Raw genomic sequence first — 23955 nt, 5'->3', positions numbered from 1 at the left:
TTCTAGCTTCTAGCTTCTAGCTTCTAGCTTCTAGCTTCTAGCTTCTAGCTTCTAGTAGATTGTAAAAAATATTGTAGATAGAGTGTCAATGATAAGTCACTTTATTAAATTAAACTAAATAAACGCAGCTAAGTGTTGGCTCGAAGCTATAAGCTCGAGACTACAAGCTGCTTTTAAGGAAACATCATGGCAATTGCAGCAAAAAAATCAGTTAAAAAAGTCGTATTAGCCTATTCAGGCGGATTAGATACTTCGGCGATTATTCCTTGGTTAATCGAAAACTACAAGTGCGAAGTGATCGCCTTTGCAGCCGATGTGGGTCAAGGTGAAGAAGAGTTAGTCGGCTTACGTGAAAAAGCCATTAAAACCGGCGCTAGCGAATGTTATATTGTTGATTTAAAAGAACAATTTGTTGCTGAGTACATTTATCCCACCATTACTACTGGTGCGGTTTATGAAGGGGAATATTTGCTCGGCACCTCTATGGCCAGACCGATCATTGCCAAAGCACAAGTCGAACTTGCCCTTAGTATAGGCGCCGATGCTCTTTGTCATGGCTGTACCGGAAAAGGTAATGACCAGGTGCGATTTGAAGGCACCTTCGCTGCTCTTGCACCAGAACTTACGGTTATTGCGCCTTGGCGAGAGTGGGATATGGTATCGCGTGAAGATCTTCTAGATTATTTAGCCAAACGTGAGATTGAATGCACCGCTTCTTTAACCAAGATTTATAGTCGTGATGCGAACGCTTGGCATATTTCTCACGAAGGTGGAGAGTTAGAAGATCCTTGGTGTGAACCTACCAAAGGGATTTGGACAATGACAGTTGATCCAGAAGATGCACCAGACCAAGCCGAGCGCGTACAATTAAGCTTTGAAGAAGGCAAACTCACCAAAGTAAATGGCGAATCATTAACGCCTTACGGTGTGTTAATGAAGCTTAACGAAATTGCAGCTGCTCATGGTGTGGGTCGTATCGATATTGTCGAAAACCGCTTAGTGGGTATGAAATCTCGCGGCTGTTACGAAACCCCTGGTGGCACAGTGATGATGAAAGCGTACAAAGCTCTAGAATGTTTAGTGTTAGATAAAGCCTCACTTAAATACCGTGAACAAATTGGCTTAGAATATTCACACGTTATGTATGATGGACGTTGGTTTACTGCCTTAAATGATGCGTTGTTAGCTGGTGCTGCAAGCTTTGCAAAAAAAGTTACTGGTGAAATAGTAGTGAAGCTTTATAAAGGCCAAGCGACTGTTACTCAAAGACAATCACCTAACAGCCTGTATTCTGAAGACTTTGCTACTTTTGGTGCGGATGATGTTTATGACCAACGTCATGCTGAAGGTTTTATTCGTTTATACAGTTTGTCTAGTCGCATTGAAGCGCTTAATAGACGTGGGCTAGCCTATAAAAATACAGGTATCGAATAATGAGTTTATGGGGTGGTCGTTTCCAAGACGGCAGCAGCGCCATGTTCAGAAGGGTAAACGATTCGTTACCCTTTGACCGCGCGCTTGCAAGCCAAGATATCCGAGGTTCAATTGCTTGGTCTAAAGCCATCTGTAAAGCAGGTGTGTTGACTCAAAATGAACAACAACAACTTGAAGATGCGCTGCAAGCTTTATTAGTAAAAGCCGATGCAGGTACCTTAGATTTTGACGCCAGTAGTGAAGAAGACATTCATAGTTTTGTGGAAGCCACATTAATTGAACAACTCGGTGATATTGCGCGTAAATTACACACAGGCCGTAGTCGAAATGATCAAGTGGCGACAGATTTTAAACTCTGGACACGTGAACACATTGATCTATTGATTGCTGATTTAGAAAAGGTGAAAGCGTCTTTATTAGGTACTGCAAGTGCAAATAAAACGGTTATTTTGCCGGGCTATACCCATTTACAACGTGCTCAACCAGTACGTTACCCACATTGGTGTTTGGCCTATGTGGAAATGTTTAAACGTGACATTAGCCGCTTACGTGACTTAAGAGTACGCTTAAATCAGTCTCCTCTAGGTTGTGGTGCGTTAGCTGGTACCACCTACCCTATTGACCGTTTTGAAATAGCCAGCGAACTAGGTTTTGATAGCCCTTGCTTAAATAGTTTAGATGCGGTGTCAGATCGTGATTTTGTGTTGGAACTATTATTTGCAGCAAGTACTAGCATGATGCACATGTCACGTATGGCAGAAGACTTAATTTTCTTCAACTCAGGTGAAGCGGGTTTTATTACCTTAGGTGATGAGGTGACTTCTGGTTCATCTTTAATGCCACAGAAGAAAAACCCTGATGCGTTAGAGCTGATGCGTGGTAAATGTGGCCGTGTTTTTGGTAGTTTACAAGGCATGTTAGTGACAATGAAAGGTTTGCCACTTGCTTACAACAAAGATATGCAAGAAGACAAAGAAGGTCTACTTGACGCTGTGACCCAGTGGCATATCTGTTTGTGTATTGCCTGTGAAGTGATTGACAGCATCAAGTTAGACTCAGAGCGTTGTGCTAAAGCAGCGCGCGAAGGTTATGCCAACGCCACTGAATTAGCCGACTATTTAGTGGCAAAAGGGATTCCTTTTAGAACCGCCCATGATATTTCCGGCCAAGTGGTACTCGCTGCGTTAGAGCAGAAAAAAGCCATCGAAGAAATGAGTATTGCTGAGTTACAACAATTCTCCAACCTGATTGAAGACGATGTCTATGAAATATTGCAACTCGAATATTTAGTAGACAAACGTAGCATTTTAGGTGGCACCGGAATCAAACCAGTAACCGCAGCGTTAAACGCTGAACTAGCACAAAGTAAATAAGGAAATAGTTGTGGTCGTCTCACATATCGACAGCGTTAAAATCATTCGCAATTCTGCGCCTTATATCAATGCTCATAGGGGCAAAACCTTCATATTGATGTTTGGTGGTGAAGCCATCGAAGAAGCTAACTTCGCTAATATCATCCATGATATCGCCTTGTTAAACAGCTTAGGTGTGCGTTTGGTTTTAGTGCATGGTGCGCGGCCACAAATAGATCAACGAGTGGCGCTGCGTAACTTGCCCACTCGTTTTCACCAAGATATTCGAATCACAGATAAACAAACCCTCGAATGTGTCAAAGATGCAGCAGGTTCAGTGCGCGCCCAAGTTGAAGCGTTATTGACCATGGGACTCGCTAATTCCCCTATGCACGGCGCGCATATTCGAGTCTGTTCAGGCAATCTAGTGGTTGCAATGCCAGTAGGTGTGCGTGAGGGTGTCGATTTTGAAAATACCGGTATAGTGCGACGTATCGACGCAGATGGCATTAACGATCACCTTAACGACGGCTCCATAGTGTTGTTATCTCCCATGGGATATTCATCAACAGGTGAAGTGTTTAATTTGTCACATGAAGATGTTGCAACAAAAGCTGCCATTGCACTCAATGCTGACAAACTTATTTTGTTTAACTATCAAGACGGTATTGTTAACAAGGAAGGTCGTCTATTACGAAATTTAGAATTAGACGAACTCTACGCTATGTTAGAGGACCCTTTTTACGCCGCAGAAAAACAATCATTACAAGCCATAGTATCCAGTTTGCAAGCAGGTATTAGCCGTTGTCACACCGTCAGTTTTCGTCAAGATGGTGCTTTGCTTCAAGAGTTATTCACCCGTGATGGTGCCGGTTCACTGGTATCGCAAACATCCTACGAACAACTGCGCCAAGCTAACATTGAAGATGTAGGTGGTATTCTCAAACTGATCAAACCCTTAGAAGAAAAAGGCATTTTGGTTAAGCGCTCACGAGAACACTTAGAACAAGAAATCACCCAATTTGCCTTGATTGAACGAGACGGTATGACGATAGCCTGTGCCGCACTCTACCCCTATACAGAAGAAAAAATGGGGGAATTAGCCTGTGTTGCTACCCATAACGATTATCGAGGCGGCAATCGCGGTGAGCGACTCTTAGACTCAATCAAACGACAGGCACGTGCCCAAGGTTTACAATCTATTTTTGTCCTCACCACAGTGACAGCCCATTGGTTTCAAGAACAAGGTTTTATCCAAGCTAGTTTGGAAGACTTACCAGACAAAAAGAAACAACTTTATAATTTTCAACGTAACTCGAAGGTGTTTGTATTAGCTCTTTAATACGAGTGGGGCTTCGGTAGAAACAGCATCAGCTGATTAATCATTTGTTGAAATAGATCGTCGTTGTTGCAGAATAATTTTCTGTAGTTCACCACTTTGTGTCAACTGATTAATATTTAGATTTAAAACATCCAAAAAATCTTGGTTTTTTGGATGTACGGCAAACGTAAAATCCACTTCATCAATGGGCGTTTTACTGCGGTAAATATCCTTGCCCCAGGCGTTTTTTTCAATTATCCATTGTCCAACAAACTCATTAGTCACCACGAAGTCACAGCGGTGTCGTCGCAACATTTCGAATTGTGTGGCTTCTATATGACTATCGATTCTTAGGCTCACCTTGCTTTTGAAAAACGCATCTATCTTGGGGTAAACATAACCTCGCCTAGTACAAATAATTTTATTCGGCAATAACTCAGATAAAGGTTTATCAGCAATGGGGTGGTTGGCGTAAAGAAATTCTTTGTGTACGTAGATTGGTAATGAATAAACAAGCTTATCTGGATGCCTTACCCATTCTTTAGATAAAATAGCCGCATCAAGCTCACCAAGATATAACGCCTCCTCCCCTCTATTTCGGTTATGTCTGGTATATTTCACCGCAAGATTACCCGCGGAAAATATATCAATTACTATACCTCCATAAACCTTGGTTTGCTGATCCAAATACAAAATAGGTGCTAAATCATCTGACCAAACAAAAAATTTTATCGGCGGGCTTGCATCTACTGTGCGAGTAAAAATGGCTAGTACAAAGCACAGTCCGCAAAATGAAATGTGTTTGATATGTACTCTCCATGTAATGTTTGTACTAACTATATACCAAAACACCCCCTAAAAAAATAGGCTATCAATGCCCATTTTGATAGGAGAGAATATACAAGCAAGAATTCCATTTTATGACAGGTGTGAAAAACACATTTAGATTTACCAGATAGAAAATAATTAACCAAGAAAAACAAGGTTACAACTTTTAACGTCATACCAAAGTGTTTAAGCTATTGGTATCTTAACTCAATAAATAGAGCAACAATGTTTCCATCCCTGGCACGACAAAAACAGTTTTTTACCTTAGTACTTATTAGCCTTATATTTTGCGGTTGTGATTTATTCCAAGATCAAGCCATCAAACAGGCAGAGCAATTTATCAGCCAACAGAATATTGATAAAACCCAAGAAGATTGGAAAACATCTTTATCCCTGCCTCCTGAATTTTCTTTTAATCCTGACAAAACCTATCTTTGGCATTTAACAACAAGTCAGGGTGACATCAGCATTGAACTCATGCCGGACATTGCCCCTATACATGTATCTAGCACGATATATTTAACCACGTTAGGGTTTTATGACAACACCATATTCCATCGTGTTATTCCCGGTTTTATGGCTCAAGGCGGCGATCCACTAGGAACCGGGCGTGGCAATCCAGGTTACCAATACGCCGGCGAATTTAGCGATACACTGAAACATGCTAAAGGTGGGCTGCTGAGTATGGCTAATTCTGGACCTAACACAGATGGCAGCCAGTTTTTTTTAACCTTCACAGCAACGCCTTGGTTAGATGGAAAACACACTATTTTTGGCCAAGTTACTCAAGGTTTAGATGTGCTTGAGAACATAGAAAAGCTCGGATCAAGAAGTGGCAAGGTCAGTGAAAAGGTTGTCATAATCAAAGCGACTATCTCTGTGCAATAACCTGTGATTAGTGATTGATACAGAGTACTTAGGTTGTAATTGGTTTTACATACCCAATAAAAAAGTCGCCTAGGCGACTTTTTTTATTCAGCTATCAAAAACGCATTTTATTTTGCGCCTGCAACAGCCTGTTTAGCCAGTTCAGTAATTTTGTCCCAATCACCATTAATCATAGCTTCTTCTGGCGCTAACCATGAGCCACCTGCACAACGAACACTAGGCAAGGCTAGATAGTCGTTATAGTTACTTGGGCTAATGCCGCCAGTAGGGCAGAATTTGATATCAGGGAATGGGCCACCAATGGCTTTAAGGGCTTTAACACCACCTGAGGCTTCAGCTGGGAAAAATTTCAAATGTGTATAACCATGATCTACAGCCGTCATCAATTCTGAAATAGATGAAATACCAGGGATCAACGCAATACTGCCTTCATTACCCGCCTTAAGTAAATCAGTAGTAAGCCCCGGGCTAATAGCAAATTTTGCACCCGCATCAATCACTTGTTGCAACTGCGCACGATTTGTCACTGTACCTGCACCGATAATCGCTTCTGGTACTTCTTTAGCAATTTTAGCGATGACTTCTAGCGCCGCGTCTGTCCGTAAGGTCACTTCTAGTACGCGAATACCACCGGCGATAAGTGCTTTAGCCAACGGCACTGCGTGTGCAACATCTTTTATTACCAATACTGGCACAACTGGCCCTTGGCTGAATATTTCTTCTGATGTCATTTTCCAATTCTTAGTCATTGCATTTAACCTTTACAATTTTGATTTAAATAAGCCATAGCACCAATCAAACCATGATCGGGCTCGGTAATAATGAATGTCGGGATGCCAGCAACATAGTCACGAAATCGACCTTTGGCCTCAAAACGCTTCCGAAAATCACTTTGTTTAATAAAATTGGTGAAACGGGGGGCAATGCCACCTCCAATATACACGCCACCACGTGTCCCTAAATTAAGGGCAAGGTTTCCTGCAAAGCTACCCAAGATTTTGCAGAATTGGTTCAAAGTAGCCGCGCTTAACACGCAACTACCATCAAGTGCTCGTTCAGTAATATCAGCAGGATCATCCAAAGGAGCTAATTGTTTTTTATGCTTAGCTATGGCTTGGTAGATATGTACCAAACCACGACCAGACATGACTTCTTCAGCGGAGGCATGACCAAACTTATCAGTTAAAAACTGCCAAATTGCGATATCGACTTCATCAACTGGCGCAAAATCTACATGACCTCCCTCACCGTCCAAAGCTAACCAACCTTCAGCTGTATGGGTTAAATGTTTAACCCCCAAACCAGTGCCTGGCCCAAACACGGCAATGTTGTCTAAATCCACAGACTGACCTTGGCCTACTTGTTCTTTTTGCTGATTAGTTAACACAGTAACCGCATGAGCGACAGCTGTGAAATCGTTAATCACTCCCAACCAATCTAAACCTAATCCAGTTTTCAATTGAGAGATAGAAAATTGCCAGTCGTTGTTGGTCATAGAGACCACATCACCATTTACAGGACACGCGACTCCTAAACATCCGGCTGTAAAATCCAGCTCAGGAAATTCAGCGATGTATGCTTCGATAGCAGCATTGATGGTTTTATAGTCACTACATAAATATTTTTTAATCTGGCTAAGAGAACCGTTCTCTATTAATGCCAAACGAATATTAGTACCACCAACATCTGCAACAAATCTTGCCATTGTATTAGTCCTGACCAAAAAATAATGAACAAGCGCCTTGCTCTGCGCCGGTTAAGGTTGTGCGCATACCGGCAAACATTTCACGTCCCATGCCAACTTGATGTTTAGCGACATCAGTTACCTTAGCTTCTCTATTGGCTAACTCTTCATCACTGATTAACACATCCATGGCACCTGTTTGAGTGTTCAACTCAATCAAATCACCGGTTTGAATTTTAGATAAAATACCACCTTTAGTTGCCTCTGGTGTCACATGTATGGCGGCGGGTACTTTACCTGACGCGCCAGACATACGTCCGTCAGTAACTAATGCCACATGGAACCCTCGGTCTTGCAATACTGCTAGAGGGGGAGTCAAGCTGTGTAACTCAGGCATTCCGATCGCGGATGGGCCTTGAAAACGCACCACTACCACACAATCTTTATCTAGTTCACCAGCCTTAAATGCTGCGTGCAATTCAAACTGATCTTCAAATACCACGGCTGGGGCTTTGATTTTACAATGAGGTTCACGTAATGCTGAGGTTTTCATGACAGCACGACCCAGATTACCGCACAATACAGATAAACCACCATCCACTTTAAAGGGTTCACTGACACTCGCTACAACTTGCTTATCAAATGATTCTGTTGGCCCATCACGCCATACCAGTTCACCATGTTCTAACATAGGCTCTTTAGTATATTGCTCCAAACCTTGACCACAGATGGTTTGCACATCGTTGTGTAACAAGCCACCTTCTAACAATTCTTTGATCAACAGTGCCATTCCACCTGCGGCGGTAAAGTGGTTAATATCAGCTGAACCGTTAGGGTAAATACGAGTTAACAAAGGTACCGCTTTAGAGATATCAGCAAAATCATCCCAGTTAATAGTGTATCCAGCGGCTTTCGCTACGGCGACCAAGTGCATAGTATGATTTGTTGAACCGCCAGTGGCCAAGAGCCCCACTAAACCATTCACTATAGCTTTAGCATCAACTATATGGCCAATTGGGCGATACTCATCACCTAAATCAGTAATACGTGTGACTTGTCTGGCTGCAGCATCAGTTAATGCATCACGCAATGGTGTGCCTGGATTAACAAATGAAGATCCTGGCAAGTGCAATCCCATGATTTCTACTACCAGTTGATTACTATTGGCAGTGCCATAAAAAGTACAAGTACCAGCAGAATGATAAGATTTTGATTCAGCGTCCAATAACTCTTCGCGCCCTACTTTGCCTTGGGCATATAGTTGGCGAACGCGGGCTTTTTCTTTATTAGGGATACCAGAGGGCATAGGACCAGCAGGCACAAAAACTGTTGGTAAATGCCCAAAGCTCAATCCACCCATCAATAAACCTGGGACAATTTTATCGCAAATACCTAACATTAAGGTACCGTCAAACATATTATGGGAAAGCGACACTGCAGTAGACATTGCAATAATATCTCGGCTCATCAGGCTTAGATCCATGCCTGGAGTACCTTGAGTCACACCATCACACATGGCAGGCACACCACCAGCAAATTGTGCAACACTGCCAACAGCACTGATCGCCTGTTTTAGTCTTGCCGGGTATGCTTCATAAGGTTGATGGGCAGATAACATATCGTTGTATGAGGACACTATGGCGATATTTGCTTTGGTCATGCTACGCAAGTCGGCTTTTTCTTCTGTGCCACAAGCTGCAAACCCATGGGCTAAGTTACCACATGACAACACACCTCGATGTGGACCTTGCAAACGCGCACTTTCAATTTTATCTAAATAATTTTTACGCGAATTTTGACTGCGCTGAATAATTCTGTCTGTGACTTCTTGGATAACAGGGTTCATGGATTTTCCTATAACTAAAATATTTTCAGGGCGCCCAAACTAGCTCAACATCAGCATTGTTGATGACAGCTCTAATTGGCATAACCAACGCATCGTCATCTGACAGAACCGTATCTAACACGTCTTTTTTACTCTCTCCAGTGAGATGCAAAAAAATCTGATTACTGTTTAATAACGCTGGCAAAGTTAATGACATACGTTGATTCGGCGCGCTGGTAGGCTGTACGGCAATAAATGCATTACCTGACTCAAGATCTAGACCTTCAGCAATTTGCTCTGAGCAAGGAAACAATGATGCAGTGTGCCCATCTTCCCCCATTCCTAAGATCAGCACATCAAAAGGCGTGTGCATTTTTTGTAGATTTTCAGTACAGGTTGATACTGCTTCTTTGGCATCACCATGATAGGTTTTTAAGGGCACAAAATTAGCGTTGGCAGCATTATTGATAAGTAACTTAGTACGCAACATTTTTTCGTTAGATGCATCGTCAGTATTATCTACCCAACGCTCATCAGCCAAACTAATATCAACTTTATCCCACTCTAGATGTGCTTTAGACAGAGCGTTAAAAAGCTCAGCAGGTGTACGACCACCTGAAACCACTAGGCTAGCCCGTCCATTTTCCTCAATACCATCTCTAAGTAATTTAGTGATTTTACGCGTAAACGCTGTATTGAGTTGTTCCGTTGTTCTAAATTTAGATTGTGTTAATGCCATTATTTTTTCCCCATGCGGCTTTCGTACCAAGCCCTGTCTTCGCGAGCAAGCAACGCAATAGATGCGACTGGCCCCCAAGTACCGGCTTGATAAGGTTCAGGTGGTTCTTTGCTGATTTTCCATGCAGCTAGGATACCATCTACCCACTTCCATGCAGCTTCTACTTCGTCACGACGCACGAACAAGGCTTGATTGCCCAACATGACTTCTAACAACAACTTTTCATAGGCATCTGCAATACGTTCATCTTTAAAGGTATCAGAAAAGCTCAAATTCAATTTAGATTTTTGTAAATCCATTGAACTCTTTCCAGTCAGTCCTGGTACTTTATTCATGACAGTCACTTCAACCCCTTCGTCAGGCTGCAAACGAATGGTTAATTTGTTAGGTGGTAACTCAGGGAAACTGTCTTTAAACAAGTTGTGAGGTTGACGTTTAAAGTAGATAACCACTTCACTGGTTTTATCTGGTAAACGTTTCCCAGTACGCAAATAAAATGGCACGCCAGCCCAACGCCAATTGTCTAATTCTACTTTTAATGCAATAAAGGTTTCTGTTTGGCTTGAGGTATTGGCATCAGCCTCGTCTAGATAACCGGGGACTTCTTGGCCTTTAACAAATCCACCGACATACTGACCACGCACAGTATTCTGACGAACATTGCTGGCATTAATAGGTCGCAATGCTTTGAGAACCTTGAGTTTTTCATCACGAATACTGTCTGCATCCAAATTAGCAGGCGGCTCCATTGCGATTAAAGTCAGGATTTGTAACAAGTGATTTTGTACCATGTCTCGCATCTGACCGGCTTCGTCGAAGTATCCCCAACGGCCTTCAATGCCAACAGATTCCGCCACACTAATCTGCACATGGTCTATACAATTATGATCCCAATTGGTGGCAAAAATCGAGTTAGCAAAACGCAACGCTATTAGGTTCAAAACCGTTTCTTTACCTAAATAATGGTCAATTCGGTAAATCTGAGTTTCATCAAAAAACTCGGCGACTTGATCATTAATCACTTTCGAGGATTCTAAGTTGTGACCAATAGGTTTTTCTAAAACAACACGCATGCTTTTATCGATAATTTTGGCAGCTTTAAGCCCGAGACATATATCTCCAAAAATTGAAGGAGGTGTAGCAAAATAACACACCATCAAGCGCTGCGGATCCACATGATCTTTAAATGCTTTATAACTAGCGATATTTTTCATATCGACTTGCACATAGTCTAACTTTTCTGAGAAACGCGCCCATGTTTTTTGACACAAGGTTTCTTTAGTAAACTTTTCAATATTTTCTTTTACGAGTGCTACGTAATCTTCTTTACTGATATCTTGACGAGCCACACCAATCACTTTTGTTTCGGCGTGCATCAGATCAGCTTTTTCGAGTTGATATAAAGAAGGTAAAAGTTTACGTCTGGCTAAATCGCCTTGTGTGCCAAACAATACGAAATCACAAGGTTCGAACGAATTTTCCAAAACCATTTTTTCTGCCTACTAATATTTTGATTGATAGTGTTAATTGTCACAACAAACTGCTGTCATAACCAAATCAACAACGCATAACGTAAAATTTAACATTAAATGTAGTAATTTTACAACTTTTCACAACGTTCTTACCGCTAAAACTGTGAATTAACGGTTTTTAGTCCATTAATCCGAAAGATTTCCTGTTAAAAAATTACAACTATAGTATTCTGGCTCTAATGAGCCAAGGTCAATTCTGGCCTTTGAGTGGAACCATTATAATGAAGTTTTTGATGCGCGCATGAATATTCTAGAAAAAATAACCCAACATAACGCCGTCTTTAGTAAGTCTGAACGTAAAGTTGCAGAGGTCATACTAGCAAATCCACAAACCGCTATTCATAGTAGTATTGCCACTCTAGCAAAAATGTCTGGTGTCAGTGAGCCTACGGTGAATCGCTTTTGCCGTAGACTGGACACTAAAGGGTACCCTGATTTTAAATTACATTTAGCACAAAGTCTTGCTAATGGTACGCCTTATGTAAACCGTCATGTTGAAGAAAATGACGGTCCAGAAGAGTATACCCATAAAATTTTTGAGTCCACTATGGCTTCGCTAGAAGTAGCAAGGCAATCAGTGGATATCGCCACTATTAACCGAGCAGTAGACTTGTTAACCCAGGCGCAAAAGATATCCTTTTTTGGATTAGGTGCTTCTGCTTCTGTGGCCCATGACGCATTAAATAAATTTTTTCGTTTTAATGTTCCTGTCATCTATTTCGAAGATATTATCATGCAGCGTATGAGTTGTATGAATTCTGGAGAAGGGGATGTAGTTGTATTAATTTCTCACACTGGCAGAACAAAAAGTTTAGTAGAAATAGCGCAAATTGCCCGTGGAAATGATGCAACAGTGATGGGAATTACGTCTAAAGACAGCCCCTTGGCCAAAGAATGTAATTTGGTATTATCCTTAGAAGTGCCAGAGGATACTGATATGTATATGCCTATGGCCTCTAGGATCGCGCAACTCATACTTATTGATATATTGGCGACTGGATTTACCTTGAGAAGAGGCAACAAATTCAGAGAAAACCTTAAACGAGTGAAAGATACGTTACGAGGTTCAAGATTTGATAAACGTACAGATTGACCTAATAAGCGACCTTATTCTAATAAAATAGAGCCAATAGGCTCTTTTTTATTAGAATAATTTCACTTTTTGGTCGTTTTGCACTACCATTTTCGTAATAAAATTACATTTTTGTTAATTTATAACTGTTTTTGCATTTGTAGTTGTCTACAAAAAGAACGATAGCCTTTATAAAGGCTATGCTTAAATTATTGAACTGAGCCCGTCCTAAATAGCAAGTATTGCAGGGGATAGGTAAAATACGCGCCATAACAACAGAGTAACTAAACTATGTTAAGACGAACAAAAATACTCGCTACCTTAGGTCCATCTACAGATACTGTGGAGCAAATTGAAGCGATTATTAAAGCGGGAACCAATGTAGTTCGCATGAACTTTTCTCATGGAACAGCTGAAGATCATATTAATCGCGCCAATAAAGTGCGCGCCGCAGCTAAAAAACTGGGTAAATATGTCGCCATTCTAGGTGATTTGCAAGGACCTAAAATTCGCGTCTCTAAATTCATAGACGGCTCCATCAAATTAAAAATTGGCGATCACTTTATTCTTGATGCCGATATGGGCAAGGATGATGGAAACCAGCAAGCAGTAGGTATCGATTATAAAGCATTGCCTCAAGATGTGAAAAAAGGCGACTTATTATTGCTTGATGATGGACGTATTCAATTAGTTGTCACTAGCGTTGAAGGCAATAAAGTAAACACAGAAGTGACTGTTGCAGGTAAATTATCAAACAATAAAGGCATTAACCGTCAAGGTGGTGGTTTGTCAGCTGAAGCACTTACGGCTAAAGATAAAGAAGACATAGTGACCGCTGCAAAAATTGGCGTTGACTATTTAGCCGTATCATTCCCACGTTCCGGTGATGATTTACGTTATGCACGTCAACTTGCTGAAAAAGCAGGCTGCCACGCCATGATCTGTGCCAAGGTAGAACGCGCAGAAACAGTCGCCTCTGATGAAGCCATAGACGACATTATCGAAGCATCAGATGCCGTCATGGTTGCCCGCGGTGATTTAGGTGTTGAGATTGGTGATGCAGAATTGGTAGGGGTTCAGAAAAAACTCATCGCTCGTTCCCGTCAACTTAACAAAGTCGTCATCACTGCCACACAAATGATGGAATCCATGATCACCAGCCCCATGCCAACTCGTGCTGAAGTTATGGACGTAGCCAATGCGGTATTAGACGGTACTGATGCGGTGATGTTATCAGCTGAAACTGCCGCAGGGGAATTTCCAGTAGAAACAGTAGAAGCCATGGCACGGGTTTGTGTTGGTGCGGAAACTCATCCTAGTGTCACTATCTCTAAGCATAGAATGGATGAAAAATTTCATTCAGTCAGTGAAACAGTAGCATTAAGCGCAGTCTATTCGGCTAACCACTTAAGTACCATAAAAGCGATAGTGGCGTTAACTGAAAGTGGTAGTACGCCATTGTTGATGTCACGTATCACCACTTCACTGTCCATTTATGCCCTATCTAGACATGAAAGTACATTAAACAAAATGGCTTTGTATCGCGGTGTTAAACCGGTCTTTTTTGACTCTCGTGGCAGTGACCCGGGTAAACTGAAAGATGATGTAGTCGCGGTATTATTAGAAAAAGGAATTTTGGAATCAGGCGACCAATTCATCATGACTTATGGTGATGTGATGGAAACTGTTGGTGGCACCAATGCCTGCAAGATTGTTACAGCATAAAACAATGTGTAGCTAGGATTACCTAGCCGCTGTTATGTTTATAAAACGAGTCTTTGGACTCGTTTTTTTTGTGCTGCCAAAAGCGGTTTATTAATAATGAATATAGTTAGCCATTACCCAAATAAATTAAAATTATAGATAATCCCTATTACACTCAACACACAAAAAAGTAATTGGAGTGCGTAATGAGTGCAAATAAAAAATTCGATATTGTTATTTATGGTGCCACTGGTTTTACAGGCCGCTTGGTGGCTGAATATTTGGTTAAGCAGTATGCTGGTGATAATTCGCTCAAATGGGCGATGGCTGGAAGAAGTGCAGAAAAACTTGCGCAAGTACGAGATGAAATAGGTGCACCAGCAGATACTCCTTTAGTGGTGGCTGACTCCGATGACTTAAGTTCAATTCAAACCATGTTAGACAATACCCAGCTGGTACTAACCACTGTTGGCCCATATCAATTATACGGTTCAGATCTAGTGGCAATGTGCGCTAAGTCAGGTGTGGATTACGTCGACTTATGTGGTGAGCCAGTATGGATGAGTGAAATGATCCCTGCTCATCAAGAAGCAGCGAAAGCCAGTGGTGCACGTATAGTGTTTTCCTGTGGTTTTGACTCAATTCCATCAGACTTGGGGGTGTATCACTTACAACAACTGGCTAAAGCACAATTTGGTCACCCAATGCCCAGAGTAAGATGTCGCGTTAGAAAAATGAAAGGTACGTTTTCGGGTGGCACCGCAGCAAGTCTTAAAGCCACTTTAGTCGCAGCCAAAAAAGATCCAGCGAAAATGAAAGCACTACTTAACCCATTTTCCTTAACCCCCGGATTCACAGGGGCAGAGCAACCTTTTGGCAATAAACCCTATTATGAAGAAGACCTAGGCACTTGGGTCACCCCTTTTGTGATGGCTGCCATCAATACCCGTAACGTGCAACGGTCTAACTTTTTATTAAACAGTGAATATGGCGACGATTTTGTGTATGACGAAATGTTTGTGACAGGCCCCGGTGAAAAAGGCGAAGCCATTGCCAACGCTATGGCCAATGACAAAAGCATGGGCGGAGACGGCGGACCTAAACCAGGTGAAGGCCCAAGCAAAGAAGAGCGAGAAGCAGGTTTTTACGACTTGTTATACGTAGGATCGGATTCTGACGGCAACCAAATAAATGTTTCGGTCAAAGGTGACAGAGATCCAGGTTATGGCTCAACCTCTAAAATCATTGCTGAATCTGCTATCTGCCTGGTCAAAGATTCGCAGCAAACTCAAGGTGGCATTTGGACTACCGCCCCCGCTATGGGCGACAAGTTAATCAAACGCCTAGAGGCAAATGCAGGGTTAACCTTTGCACAAGAATAAGACTTAAATTACAGGGCTTGTGATATCTGCGAGCCCTTGTATGTTTCTTAAACCTTTAAACATAGCCCCATTTTCACGTACTTTTGGCGTGCTTTATATAAATCACTTTCATTAAGATCATCGCGAGTAAAACCAATATTGAAGATATTGCTAGAATAGGCTCAAGGATCGCTCCAGAAAGAAACCCTCCATACATGCAATAAAGCGCAAAAACCAATACGATTGAACCAACTTGATGGCAAATATACTGAGCTTTAAATAACGTGCTAACTGGCTCCGTAATCCATACTTTATAAATTACCGCGTAAATAAACGACACCACAAATCCAACTAGCATGATATGAGCATGTGTAACCAACTGCCCATGATTTTTTGAAGCCGCCATATATATGCCAAGCAGTAGCCCAGCAATTCCGTACCCTAAAGCTGTTAATACATATTTTTTATCCAATTTCTCTCTCCTTAATTAATTGGACTTCTAAGATCAACACTATCGACTATACAAAACGTTATTTAGCTTCGAAATAATCGGTGGTGCTGGCGATTGCTGTAATTGAATCTGCATAATACTAAGCTAAAAAACGCGGATAAGACTGCGAATTACAGGCAACAACAAATAGCACAAATATCAACCACCCTCAATCTGATTAAGTTCTATATGGCACTGTCTATATAACCGATGTTTATTTCAAATAAACCGTTACATTCATCAAGCTTCTTATAAGAGTTAAATGACACTCAATGTATTGACGCAAGTATGATGTAAATAACATTTGGCCGTGAAACTAGTAAAATACTCAACGGAACAATCCAAAATAAAATGCCGGTATTGAAAGAGCAATAAACAAAAGCCCTAAACCATAATCATTGCCTTTAGCTAATCGCGCATTTTCTTCATCACCTTGTTGGTATAATAAATCGGTATTTTGGCCTACAGGGATGATTTTAGAATGGAAGGAGGTCTTTGATTTAACTTCATAACGTTTACCTTTGACTGTTAACTCAAAAATAGGGCGAAACATCTTTCTTTTATAATTTCCAGCACCTTTAGAAAAGTACTCGTCATAACGTAGAATTCTACCCTTGGCCTTTATCGCATTTTTATTAAACCGCTGATAATCATAAATAATATACGCCCCTAAGGCAGCAAATATAGCGCCCCCTATTAATGGAATAATATTCATATACCTACTCTACTACATTGACGAGTTGAAACTTTAAAAGTTGTGAGCATAAGGGTCACAAATAAACTTGTGCAACCCAAACGTTTTCCTAAAGAGCAATTACGGTTCATTCCTTGCAACTTTGTTGAATGCTGCGGACGATTAATTAAGACAGCTAAAGAGTAATCCTACCACGCATATAGTCGACAGTTTTGCCTGTTAATAACACTCTCTCGCCTGAGAGTTGGCATTCAACTAGACCGGTTCTTGGTGACAATTGTTTGGCTTTCAAATTATCTTTAGTGAGCTTTTGTGACCAATAGGGGGCTAATTCACAATGGGCTGAGCCGGTAACTGGATCTTCATCCACGTTAAGTCCTGGGAAAAAACAGCGACTCACGAAATCGACATCAGTCCCCCTTGCGGTTACTACCACGCCTCTGAGATCCAAAGTTTTCCATAACGCTAAATCAGGTATCACTGAGCTTACCCCTTGTTCGTCTTCAAGTTCAATAATGTAATCAAAAGCCGCCAATACAGCTTTGGGAGTTGCACCTAAACCTAACAATAAATTATCTGGTGCTACAACCGCCTTTGGCATGGACGCCGGAAAATCCATTGTTAGCCCGTCTGATGTTTTAGTCACCAACAATTCACCACTTTTAGTGGTAAAACAAATTTGTGGCTGTTGATAGGCTAAATGCGTAAACAATACATGAGCGACGGCCAAAGTGGCATGGCCGCATAGGTCTACTTCGTGGGAGGGAGTGAACCAGCGCAATTCATATTTTGCCCCACAAGGCACAAAAAATGCGGTTTCAGACAAGTTATTGGCCTGGGCGATTTTTTGTAATAAATCATCAGCAATCCATGCATCCAATGGGCAGACTGCGGCAGGATTACCAGTAAAAACCTGCTCAGCAAAAGCGTCAACTTGAAATAGGTCTATCTGCATATAATTTTTATACTCAAGGGCTAGTCATTTATCAGGCTATTTTCGCATAAACTTCATGCCAACTCCCCACCTGTTTGCAAACCCTGGCCACGGATCTGTTAACTTCCCTTCTGAGGTTTTACTTTGAGTTGCGTTTTCCCGTTTAGGTAAATATCCACAAGATGACGCTTGTTTTTTTACGTAACAATCTAAAAAGGCTAACGTCATATGCTGATTAACACGGTTGAGGGTTTCACTGCTCCAAGTGGGTTCGTAATAATGGCCTAAATCTGCATCCGCAGCATAGGCGATCTCTGGCGCTGGGTGAGGCGCGATATTGTGTCGTGCATTTTCATACACCAACATAAAGCTGTCTTTTGCAGCGGATTGCTCGAACAACTTTTTCACACCCTTTTCGTAACCTGAGACATCATCAAGTGAGCCACTAACGTATAAGCTGGGTACTTTAATAGCAGCAGATTGATGTAAATTTTGCTCTTGTCCCCAAGGTGCATAGGCCACCATGGCTTTCCAACGACTATCAACCTGTTTCCGTCCTGCATTACAAATATTAAAGACCGGCACTAACGCTTTAGCGGCGAGTTCTGGGAAACCAAAAGCTTGTAAACCTTGCTGATTAAAGTTGTAACAGCCACCGACTGTATTCACAGCACCAAAACCACCCATAGAGTAACCAATCACCGATGCATTATCTGTATCCGCAATTTTAGCTAAATCCGAGCTAGATGAAGAAAAGTAATCGAGTACAAATTGTTGATCACGGGCACGGTTAATTAAAGTGCTCGGAAAGCCTGAAAAAGGTGCTTTTTCAAAATCGACCTCCCCAGTAGTGGAGTCTGTATGGTCTATTCCGACCACTATGTAACCGTGACTGGCTAAATGTTCACCTAGGTAAAACATGATAGTGCGATAGCCTGTATAACCATGAGATAAAACAACCAAAGGATAGGTCTTTTCTGTATTAGTTTTAGCGTCTCTGACACTGTCACCTTGCAATACAAAGGTTTTGTGAGTGCGTGTCACATTTTCATAAGTCGCTAACACATCCGTACCCTGAGTCACTGCTGGATACCATACTTCCAAAGTCAAAGTACGATCCTCTAAGCTTTGATAGTCTTTGGCGCTAAGCTGATTTGGGTTAGTAGCTTGAATGGTTCTCACGCCAACGGAGTAACTTCCTCGTTGACCTAGTTCGGGCGTAACATCAGGTTGAGAAGTGTATAATTGCTGAGCGTTATCTGCAGCTACAACACCGAAAACTAAGCCACTACAACATAAGATAAAAGTGGCTTTGAGTGTTTGATGGAACCTGGTTTTAAAGGCAGTCATTGTATATTCCTTGGTATTTTACTCTGATTGAGAGGCGTTATTTGAGGTCATAAATTGTTTAACTCGCTGTTTCGCATTGTGACGAATATTGCCGTAAAACAAACTATAGTCGAGTACGTGGTAACTTTTATTGGGTTGAGATAAATGATTTGAAAAAGCGTTATTAGCCTGCTGCATTACTTCTAGCCTGCCATCACTTAGGCATTGCGCCCAAGTTAACTCTGGCGTTAATGGAGGGAGTTCTTGGAAAATAAATCCAGGATTATTGGCTAATAACATATCAACTGGGGTGCGTTTAAACACTACAGGCATGGCCCCTAAATGTGCTGTTTTGTCCACCTTGTCTAAGGTCGCTGTCCAGCTTAGTGGATTCACACACAAAGTAGGTTTTGTTGAGCCATCCTCTAATTGACTCGATTCCCAGCCCGTTTTGTACCAATGGGGGACTTTAGTGTCCAATAGGCCGTCTTCACCATAGGTATCGTAACTGACAATACACCCAGTCTGGTTTGCCTCATTACAAGGTAATATCTGTTCAAAACCTCGCGTGAATTTATCTTTAGGCAACCAATAACCGATAACATAAGCCGCCACTAATTGTTTAAATAGTGGCGTGTTATCCACTTTTTGTTCCAATAAACGTAACGCATGGGTGGAACCTTGACTATGTCCCACTAACATAAATGGCCGACCTTGATTGAAGTGTCGTAGATAATATCCAAAGGCGTCTGCTACATCTTGATAGGCTAAATCTAGTGCTTGTGTGCCAGGTTCAAACTTATCTGCCATAAAAGATTGAATGTTTGCTTCGCGGTAATGAGGCGCATAAATGTTACAACACCCATTAAAGATACTGGCCATGCTAGATAACATGTACTCAATCGACTGGGCTTCAGAGTTTTTACTGTCCATAGTGGAATTCCAACCACCGGGTCCTACAAAACCAGTTGAATGCACAAAAAATACATCGACTTCTTTTTCGGTCACATCATCTTTAGTTGATAACCCCTTTGGCACTAAATCAGATGTATCGCTCTTTTCTGGATGGGCAACCCAAAAATAACCATTGGTGTAGTCTGGGGCAGCAGGGGCATCAGCCAACACAAAGGTTGCGGGTGGGGAAAGGTAACTGAATACCCATTGACGGCCAAACAGAAACAAAATAATAAACAAAGCGACGAGAGGAAGTACCAGCCAATAGACAATTTTTTTGAGTGAGCGCATATTTTTCTCTAATCACAAAGGCGCTAAATTTAGCCTAGTTCGGTAAATAGAAACAACTCAGTAATTTAAAGGGAGAGTTATAAGGCTGACTTATTGGCTAGGATCCAGATGAGTTGTAGTGTTGTTGTTCAGTCGGTACCAACCAGCAATACTGTATCGATCACTATGACTAGTAAGGACTTCATGAGGAAACACATCACTCAGAAATATTATGCAGTTGTTAAATAACGGCGGCACAACAAGCAAAGGCGACTGTTGCTCATCTGCATACAAAACTAACTCACCTCCTTCATTTTTATGCCAATTATCATTCAAATAAAACACTGTACTTAATATACGATTACTGCGACCTTTAAATGCGTCTAGGTGACGCCGATAAAAATCTCCTTTAGCGTAATGAGAAAAGTGACATTCAAAATCAAATAAGCCCATAAACAAACGTCTATTAAGGCCTTCTCGTAATTGTTCCATACATTTCAAATAAGTATGTTGTTGTAATGACTCACCATCGAGCCACAAGGTCATATCGGTTCTTATTTGACTATTAAGCTGCAAGTCTTTTTGACGACCAATACCAGCTGGTTTAAACGCAATTGAAGATAACCGCTTAGCCTCTTGTTGCAAATCAGTAGCAAGCCAAGCTGGCAGAAATTCTGTGAGCTGAATAAAACCCTGCTGTTGCAGCGCATCCGCTACCTCATCTATTAAGAGTTCACTCAAGCAGGTATTTTCAGTCAATGGAGTTGTCATTTTCAATTAGTTAATCTTATTATTTTAACAAGCGCATCCCTAGTATAACCAGTATTAATCCAACAAAGTGCATCCAACCTAGTGGCTCTTGCAATAAATAGTTGGATAAAATGATTGTCATCAGAGGGCCAACGGCACCCACAATTCCGGCTTTACTTGCCCCGACTATTTTGACCCCTGCACTGACTAAAAATGACGGAATGAGGGTACAAAATATAGCAATGGCGGCGGCACCGCCATACATTGGTGCAGTAAAAGTACCGAGATCTTGCACGCCAACAGCAGTAGCATGTATTAACATAGTCACAACTGCTGCAATCATAGCAATACAAGTAAAACGTTGACTGCCAATACGCCGAGAATAAATTTGATTGGCGACCATATACCAAGCGGTAAATACACTGGCAATAAACACTAACAGACTACCTAACCAGAGGTTCTCTCCTCCAAAACTTAAATCAGCAAAAAAGAATAAACCTATACCGCTATATGCCACTATCAAAGCTAGCCATAAACGAGGCGATACGGTTTCCTTCAGAAAAATCCAAGCAAATAACATAGATATAGCTGGGTAACAAAACAATATCATCCGCTCTAAGCCAGCACTTATGTATAACAACCCTTGCAGATCAAGAAAACTCGCAATGTGGTAACAAGCCACTCCGGCTAGTACGGCACCAAACACATCTCTCGTTGTGACCCCCCAGCCTCTGCGGGCCACTGTCCAATAAAGAATACCTAGGTAAAACGGCAGAATAAGCAACATTCTTAAGGTTTGCAGCTCAAGGGCGCCCAGCCCAATTTGAAATAACATTTTGACTATAATCGCTTTACTGGAAAACAATAAAGTCCCCATCACCACAAAAAAAATGCCTTTTTGTTGCTGTGTAATCATTGGTTTATTTAGGCTTGTCAGCCACTCTCCCATAGTAAAAACGCCAAATGGCTGTGTAATATGAGAGTCAGATGAGAATTGAATGGAAGACTTGTCTGGCTACTCATAAAAAGCAGCCAGCACAACGCTGATTGCTTAGATAACTAGCAGCCAGAGAATGTTGACGTTAAATTGTGCATTGATAAAGGTATTTTGGTGCATTATTTCACTGTACTGAACGACTTATTTAATTGATGAAAACAAAAATTTTAACATGATTTCAATATCTTAATAAAAGTAACCAATATTTGAAGCAATTACTAGCTTTGTTTGTGAAAAATCATGAAACCTGCAATTGGCTATTTTTTTGATGACATATCAGTTGAGTTGTCACAAAAGTATTTTGGATAAGGGCAGCATCGCTACTGGCTCGATGGCGCTGCTCTTGCATTTGTTGAAACAATCGCTCTTTAGTTGAATGCCATAATGGCATTTGTATCTCTTTTAAAATCATTTCTAGCGAGCTAACATGAAATTTCATGGTCATTTTAGCGGCATTAAACAACTTTATTAGCCAAGTATCATCCACTACCCAACCATCTGAATAAGCGACCTGCCCAGCTAAAAATTGATTGAGCTTTTTACACACCTCTTGCACGGCCAATCCTTTTTCTGCCAAAAGTTGCCGACTAATACCATGCAAAGATTCGGCTCTTGTATCCCAATGTGTCCAGTCGACTTGTGGTTTAATTAAACAGCAGAATCGTTCTCCAGCCTGATTAATCACGCCTACTTCAATAGGGTAACTTAACGAACCAAAACCACTGGCCTCTACATCGATAATATTAGGAATATGCAAACTTGCTTCACCTGTGAGTTTATTCATTGCCCTCTACTCATCAGTTAATTGATAAAAAATGGTGAAAATTATTCAACCAATGCATTGGAATAATGCAACTTTCGCTGATTATCGACAATAATCCCATCGTATCCGGGCGTGCGATTCAGCAAATCCATACCTTTTTGTACCCCCAAGACAAAAACGGCGGTAGATAAGGCATCATTCAAAGTACTGCTACGGCCAATAATCGATACACTTTGTACTTCATAGGCTGACTCCCCGGTTTTCGGCGATAAAATATGATGATAGCGTTTTCCGTCTTGCTCGAAATAACGTTCGTAATCTCCTGAAGTTGATAACCCTGTATCCGCTAATGGCAAAACGACCGCTTGTTTCGTTCTATCTCGAGGATCTCGAATACCTACCATCCATGGTTTACCTAACCTGTCGCCTAACAATTTAGTATCGCCACCTGCTGTTACCAAAGCATGTTTGATGCCACTTTTTTTTAATAATGCGATAGCATTGTCAACTGCGTGACCTTTTGCTATTCCACCTAAATCAATTTTGACATTGGGATGAGCAAAAAAAATTCGCTGTTCTGCAGGATCAAACTTTATGTGCCGATAATTAATCGCCTTTAATAAGTCTATAATTTGGCCTTGTTGGGGTTTTTGACTTTCTCGGTAATTGTACAGATAACCGACGCTAGCAAAGGTTATATCAAATGCTCCGTCAGTTTCCTTAGCAAGTTCAACCGATAACCAAATAAGGTCGAATAGCTCTTTAGAAACGGTCACAAAATCTTGAGTGGCGTATTTATTCAGCTTGCTGAGTTCACTGCTTTCTATATACGGGCTCATAGCTTGATTAATGCGCTGCATTTCCTCCATTACAGCTTGGATAGCCTGTTCACCTTGTTGTGCAGAATCGCTCCACAATTCCACATGTATATTGGTGCCCATTATTCCTTGGCTATCTTCAAACCACTTTCCTGATGAGCCTACAGAATAAAACAGCATAATAAACAATAAAGTGGCTGAAATTAGACTTTTCAT

The 23955-nt window shown here is 41.3% G+C and carries 22 protein-coding genes; 7 read left to right on the top strand and 15 right to left on the bottom strand.

Features of this window, described 5'->3' with window-relative positions; translation table 11 throughout:
• The first annotated feature begins 186 nt into the window (after positions 1-186).
• Genes AAC000_RS14090 through argA form a run of 3 tightly spaced genes read left to right on the top strand, consistent with a single transcriptional unit; the run spans position 187 to position 4128 of the window.
• Complete coding sequence (locus tag AAC000_RS14090) at positions 187-1434, top strand: argininosuccinate synthase (protein ID WP_339723426.1); 1248 nt, start codon at positions 187-189, stop codon at positions 1432-1434.
• On the top strand, positions 1434-2807 hold the full coding sequence (argH, locus tag AAC000_RS14085; RefSeq protein WP_339723425.1) for an argininosuccinate lyase: 1374 nt from the start codon (positions 1434-1436) through the stop codon (positions 2805-2807). Before AAC000_RS14090 ends, argH begins: the two co-directional genes overlap by 1 nt.
• 10 nt (positions 2808-2817) lie before the next feature.
• Complete coding sequence (gene argA, locus AAC000_RS14080) at positions 2818-4128, top strand: amino-acid N-acetyltransferase (RefSeq protein ID WP_339723424.1); 1311 nt, start codon at positions 2818-2820, stop codon at positions 4126-4128.
• 36 nt (positions 4129-4164) lie between these two features.
• Here argA and AAC000_RS14075 read toward each other — a convergent pair whose 3' ends face one another.
• On the bottom strand, positions 4165-4959 hold the full coding sequence (locus AAC000_RS14075; protein WP_339723423.1) for a transporter substrate-binding domain-containing protein: 795 nt from the start codon (positions 4957-4959) through the stop codon (positions 4165-4167).
• A 201-nt stretch (positions 4960-5160) separates the two neighbouring features.
• On the opposite strand from AAC000_RS14075, the gene AAC000_RS14070 reads away from it, so the two are divergent.
• On the top strand, positions 5161-5823 hold the full coding sequence (locus tag AAC000_RS14070; protein ID WP_339723422.1) for a peptidylprolyl isomerase: 663 nt from the start codon (positions 5161-5163) through the stop codon (positions 5821-5823).
• A 107-nt stretch (positions 5824-5930) separates the two neighbouring features.
• Here AAC000_RS14070 and AAC000_RS14065 read toward each other — a convergent pair whose 3' ends face one another.
• From AAC000_RS14065 to zwf, 5 genes are read right to left on the bottom strand one after another with little or no spacing between them, the layout of a single operon-like run.
• The gene (locus AAC000_RS14065) at positions 5931-6572 is read right to left on the bottom strand and encodes a bifunctional 4-hydroxy-2-oxoglutarate aldolase/2-dehydro-3-deoxy-phosphogluconate aldolase (protein ID WP_339723421.1); all 642 of its coding nucleotides are present in this window, start codon (positions 6570-6572) and stop codon (positions 5931-5933) included.
• Between the two features lie 5 nt (positions 6573-6577).
• On the bottom strand, positions 6578-7528 hold the full coding sequence (locus tag AAC000_RS14060; protein ID WP_339723420.1) for a glucokinase: 951 nt from the start codon (positions 7526-7528) through the stop codon (positions 6578-6580).
• A gap of 4 nt (positions 7529-7532) precedes the next feature.
• On the bottom strand, positions 7533-9353 hold the full coding sequence (edd, locus tag AAC000_RS14055) for a phosphogluconate dehydratase (protein ID WP_339723419.1): 1821 nt from the start codon (positions 9351-9353) through the stop codon (positions 7533-7535).
• A gap of 25 nt (positions 9354-9378) precedes the next feature.
• Entirely contained in the window at positions 9379-10071 is a 693-nt protein-coding gene (gene pgl / locus AAC000_RS14050) for a 6-phosphogluconolactonase (protein ID WP_339723418.1), read from the bottom strand.
• Positions 10071-11561: a glucose-6-phosphate dehydrogenase gene (zwf, locus tag AAC000_RS14045; RefSeq protein WP_339723417.1), complete on the bottom strand. Its 1491-nt coding sequence runs from the start codon at positions 11559-11561 to the stop codon at positions 10071-10073. The genes pgl and zwf overlap by 1 nt, the downstream gene beginning before the upstream one ends.
• Positions 11562-11844: 283 nt before the next feature.
• Here zwf and AAC000_RS14040 point away from each other — a divergent pair, with 283 nt between their 5' ends.
• The 3 genes from AAC000_RS14040 to AAC000_RS14030 all read left to right on the top strand — a co-directional run bounded on the left by AAC000_RS14040 (position 11845) and on the right by AAC000_RS14030 (position 15761).
• A complete protein-coding gene (locus AAC000_RS14040) occupies positions 11845-12696 on the top strand; it encodes a MurR/RpiR family transcriptional regulator (protein ID WP_339723416.1) in 852 nt (283 codons plus the stop codon).
• Between the two features lie 270 nt (positions 12697-12966).
• Positions 12967-14400, top strand: coding sequence for a pyruvate kinase (gene pyk, locus AAC000_RS14035; RefSeq protein ID WP_339723415.1), 1434 nt, complete (start codon positions 12967-12969; stop codon positions 14398-14400).
• 185 nt (positions 14401-14585) lie between these two features.
• The gene (locus tag AAC000_RS14030) at positions 14586-15761 is read left to right on the top strand and encodes a saccharopine dehydrogenase NADP-binding domain-containing protein (protein WP_339723414.1); all 1176 of its coding nucleotides are present in this window, start codon (positions 14586-14588) and stop codon (positions 15759-15761) included.
• Between the two features lie 73 nt (positions 15762-15834).
• Here the strand turns inward: AAC000_RS14030 and AAC000_RS14025 are convergent, their stop codons facing one another.
• From AAC000_RS14025 to AAC000_RS13985, 9 genes are all read right to left on the bottom strand, one after another.
• Positions 15835-16212, bottom strand: coding sequence for a TonB-dependent receptor (locus tag AAC000_RS14025; RefSeq protein WP_339723413.1), 378 nt, complete (start codon positions 16210-16212; stop codon positions 15835-15837).
• Positions 16213-16558: 346 nt separating this feature from the next.
• Complete coding sequence (locus AAC000_RS14020; RefSeq protein WP_339723412.1) at positions 16559-16945, bottom strand: DUF3592 domain-containing protein; 387 nt, start codon at positions 16943-16945, stop codon at positions 16559-16561.
• A 154-nt stretch (positions 16946-17099) separates the two neighbouring features.
• Positions 17100-17879, bottom strand: a complete 780-nt coding sequence (locus tag AAC000_RS14015; RefSeq protein WP_339723411.1) for a PhzF family phenazine biosynthesis protein — start codon at positions 17877-17879, stop codon at positions 17100-17102.
• Positions 17880-17915: 36 nt separating this feature from the next.
• Positions 17916-19208 (bottom strand): acetylhydrolase, encoded by a 1293-nt coding sequence (locus AAC000_RS14010; protein ID WP_339723410.1) that lies wholly within the window; start codon positions 19206-19208, stop codon positions 17916-17918.
• Positions 19209-19226: 18 nt separating this feature from the next.
• Entirely contained in the window at positions 19227-20432 is a 1206-nt protein-coding gene (locus AAC000_RS14005) for a DUF3089 domain-containing protein (protein ID WP_339723409.1), read from the bottom strand.
• 90 nt (positions 20433-20522) lie between these two features.
• Positions 20523-21182, bottom strand: a complete 660-nt coding sequence (locus tag AAC000_RS14000) for a 2OG-Fe(II) oxygenase (protein WP_339723431.1) — start codon at positions 21180-21182, stop codon at positions 20523-20525.
• Positions 21183-21201: 19 nt separating this feature from the next.
• Entirely contained in the window at positions 21202-22077 is an 876-nt protein-coding gene (locus tag AAC000_RS13995) for a DMT family transporter (protein ID WP_339723408.1), read from the bottom strand.
• A gap of 319 nt (positions 22078-22396) precedes the next feature.
• Positions 22397-22942, bottom strand: coding sequence for a hypothetical protein (locus tag AAC000_RS13990; RefSeq protein WP_339723407.1), 546 nt, complete (start codon positions 22940-22942; stop codon positions 22397-22399).
• A 41-nt stretch (positions 22943-22983) separates the two neighbouring features.
• Complete coding sequence (locus AAC000_RS13985; protein WP_339723430.1) at positions 22984-23955, bottom strand: FAD:protein FMN transferase; 972 nt, start codon at positions 23953-23955, stop codon at positions 22984-22986.

The sequence above is a fragment of the uncultured Paraglaciecola sp. genome (assembly GCF_963977085.1).
GTDB lineage: Bacteria > Pseudomonadota > Gammaproteobacteria > Enterobacterales > Alteromonadaceae > Paraglaciecola.
This window is presented reverse-complemented; position numbering and strand designations above follow the sequence as displayed.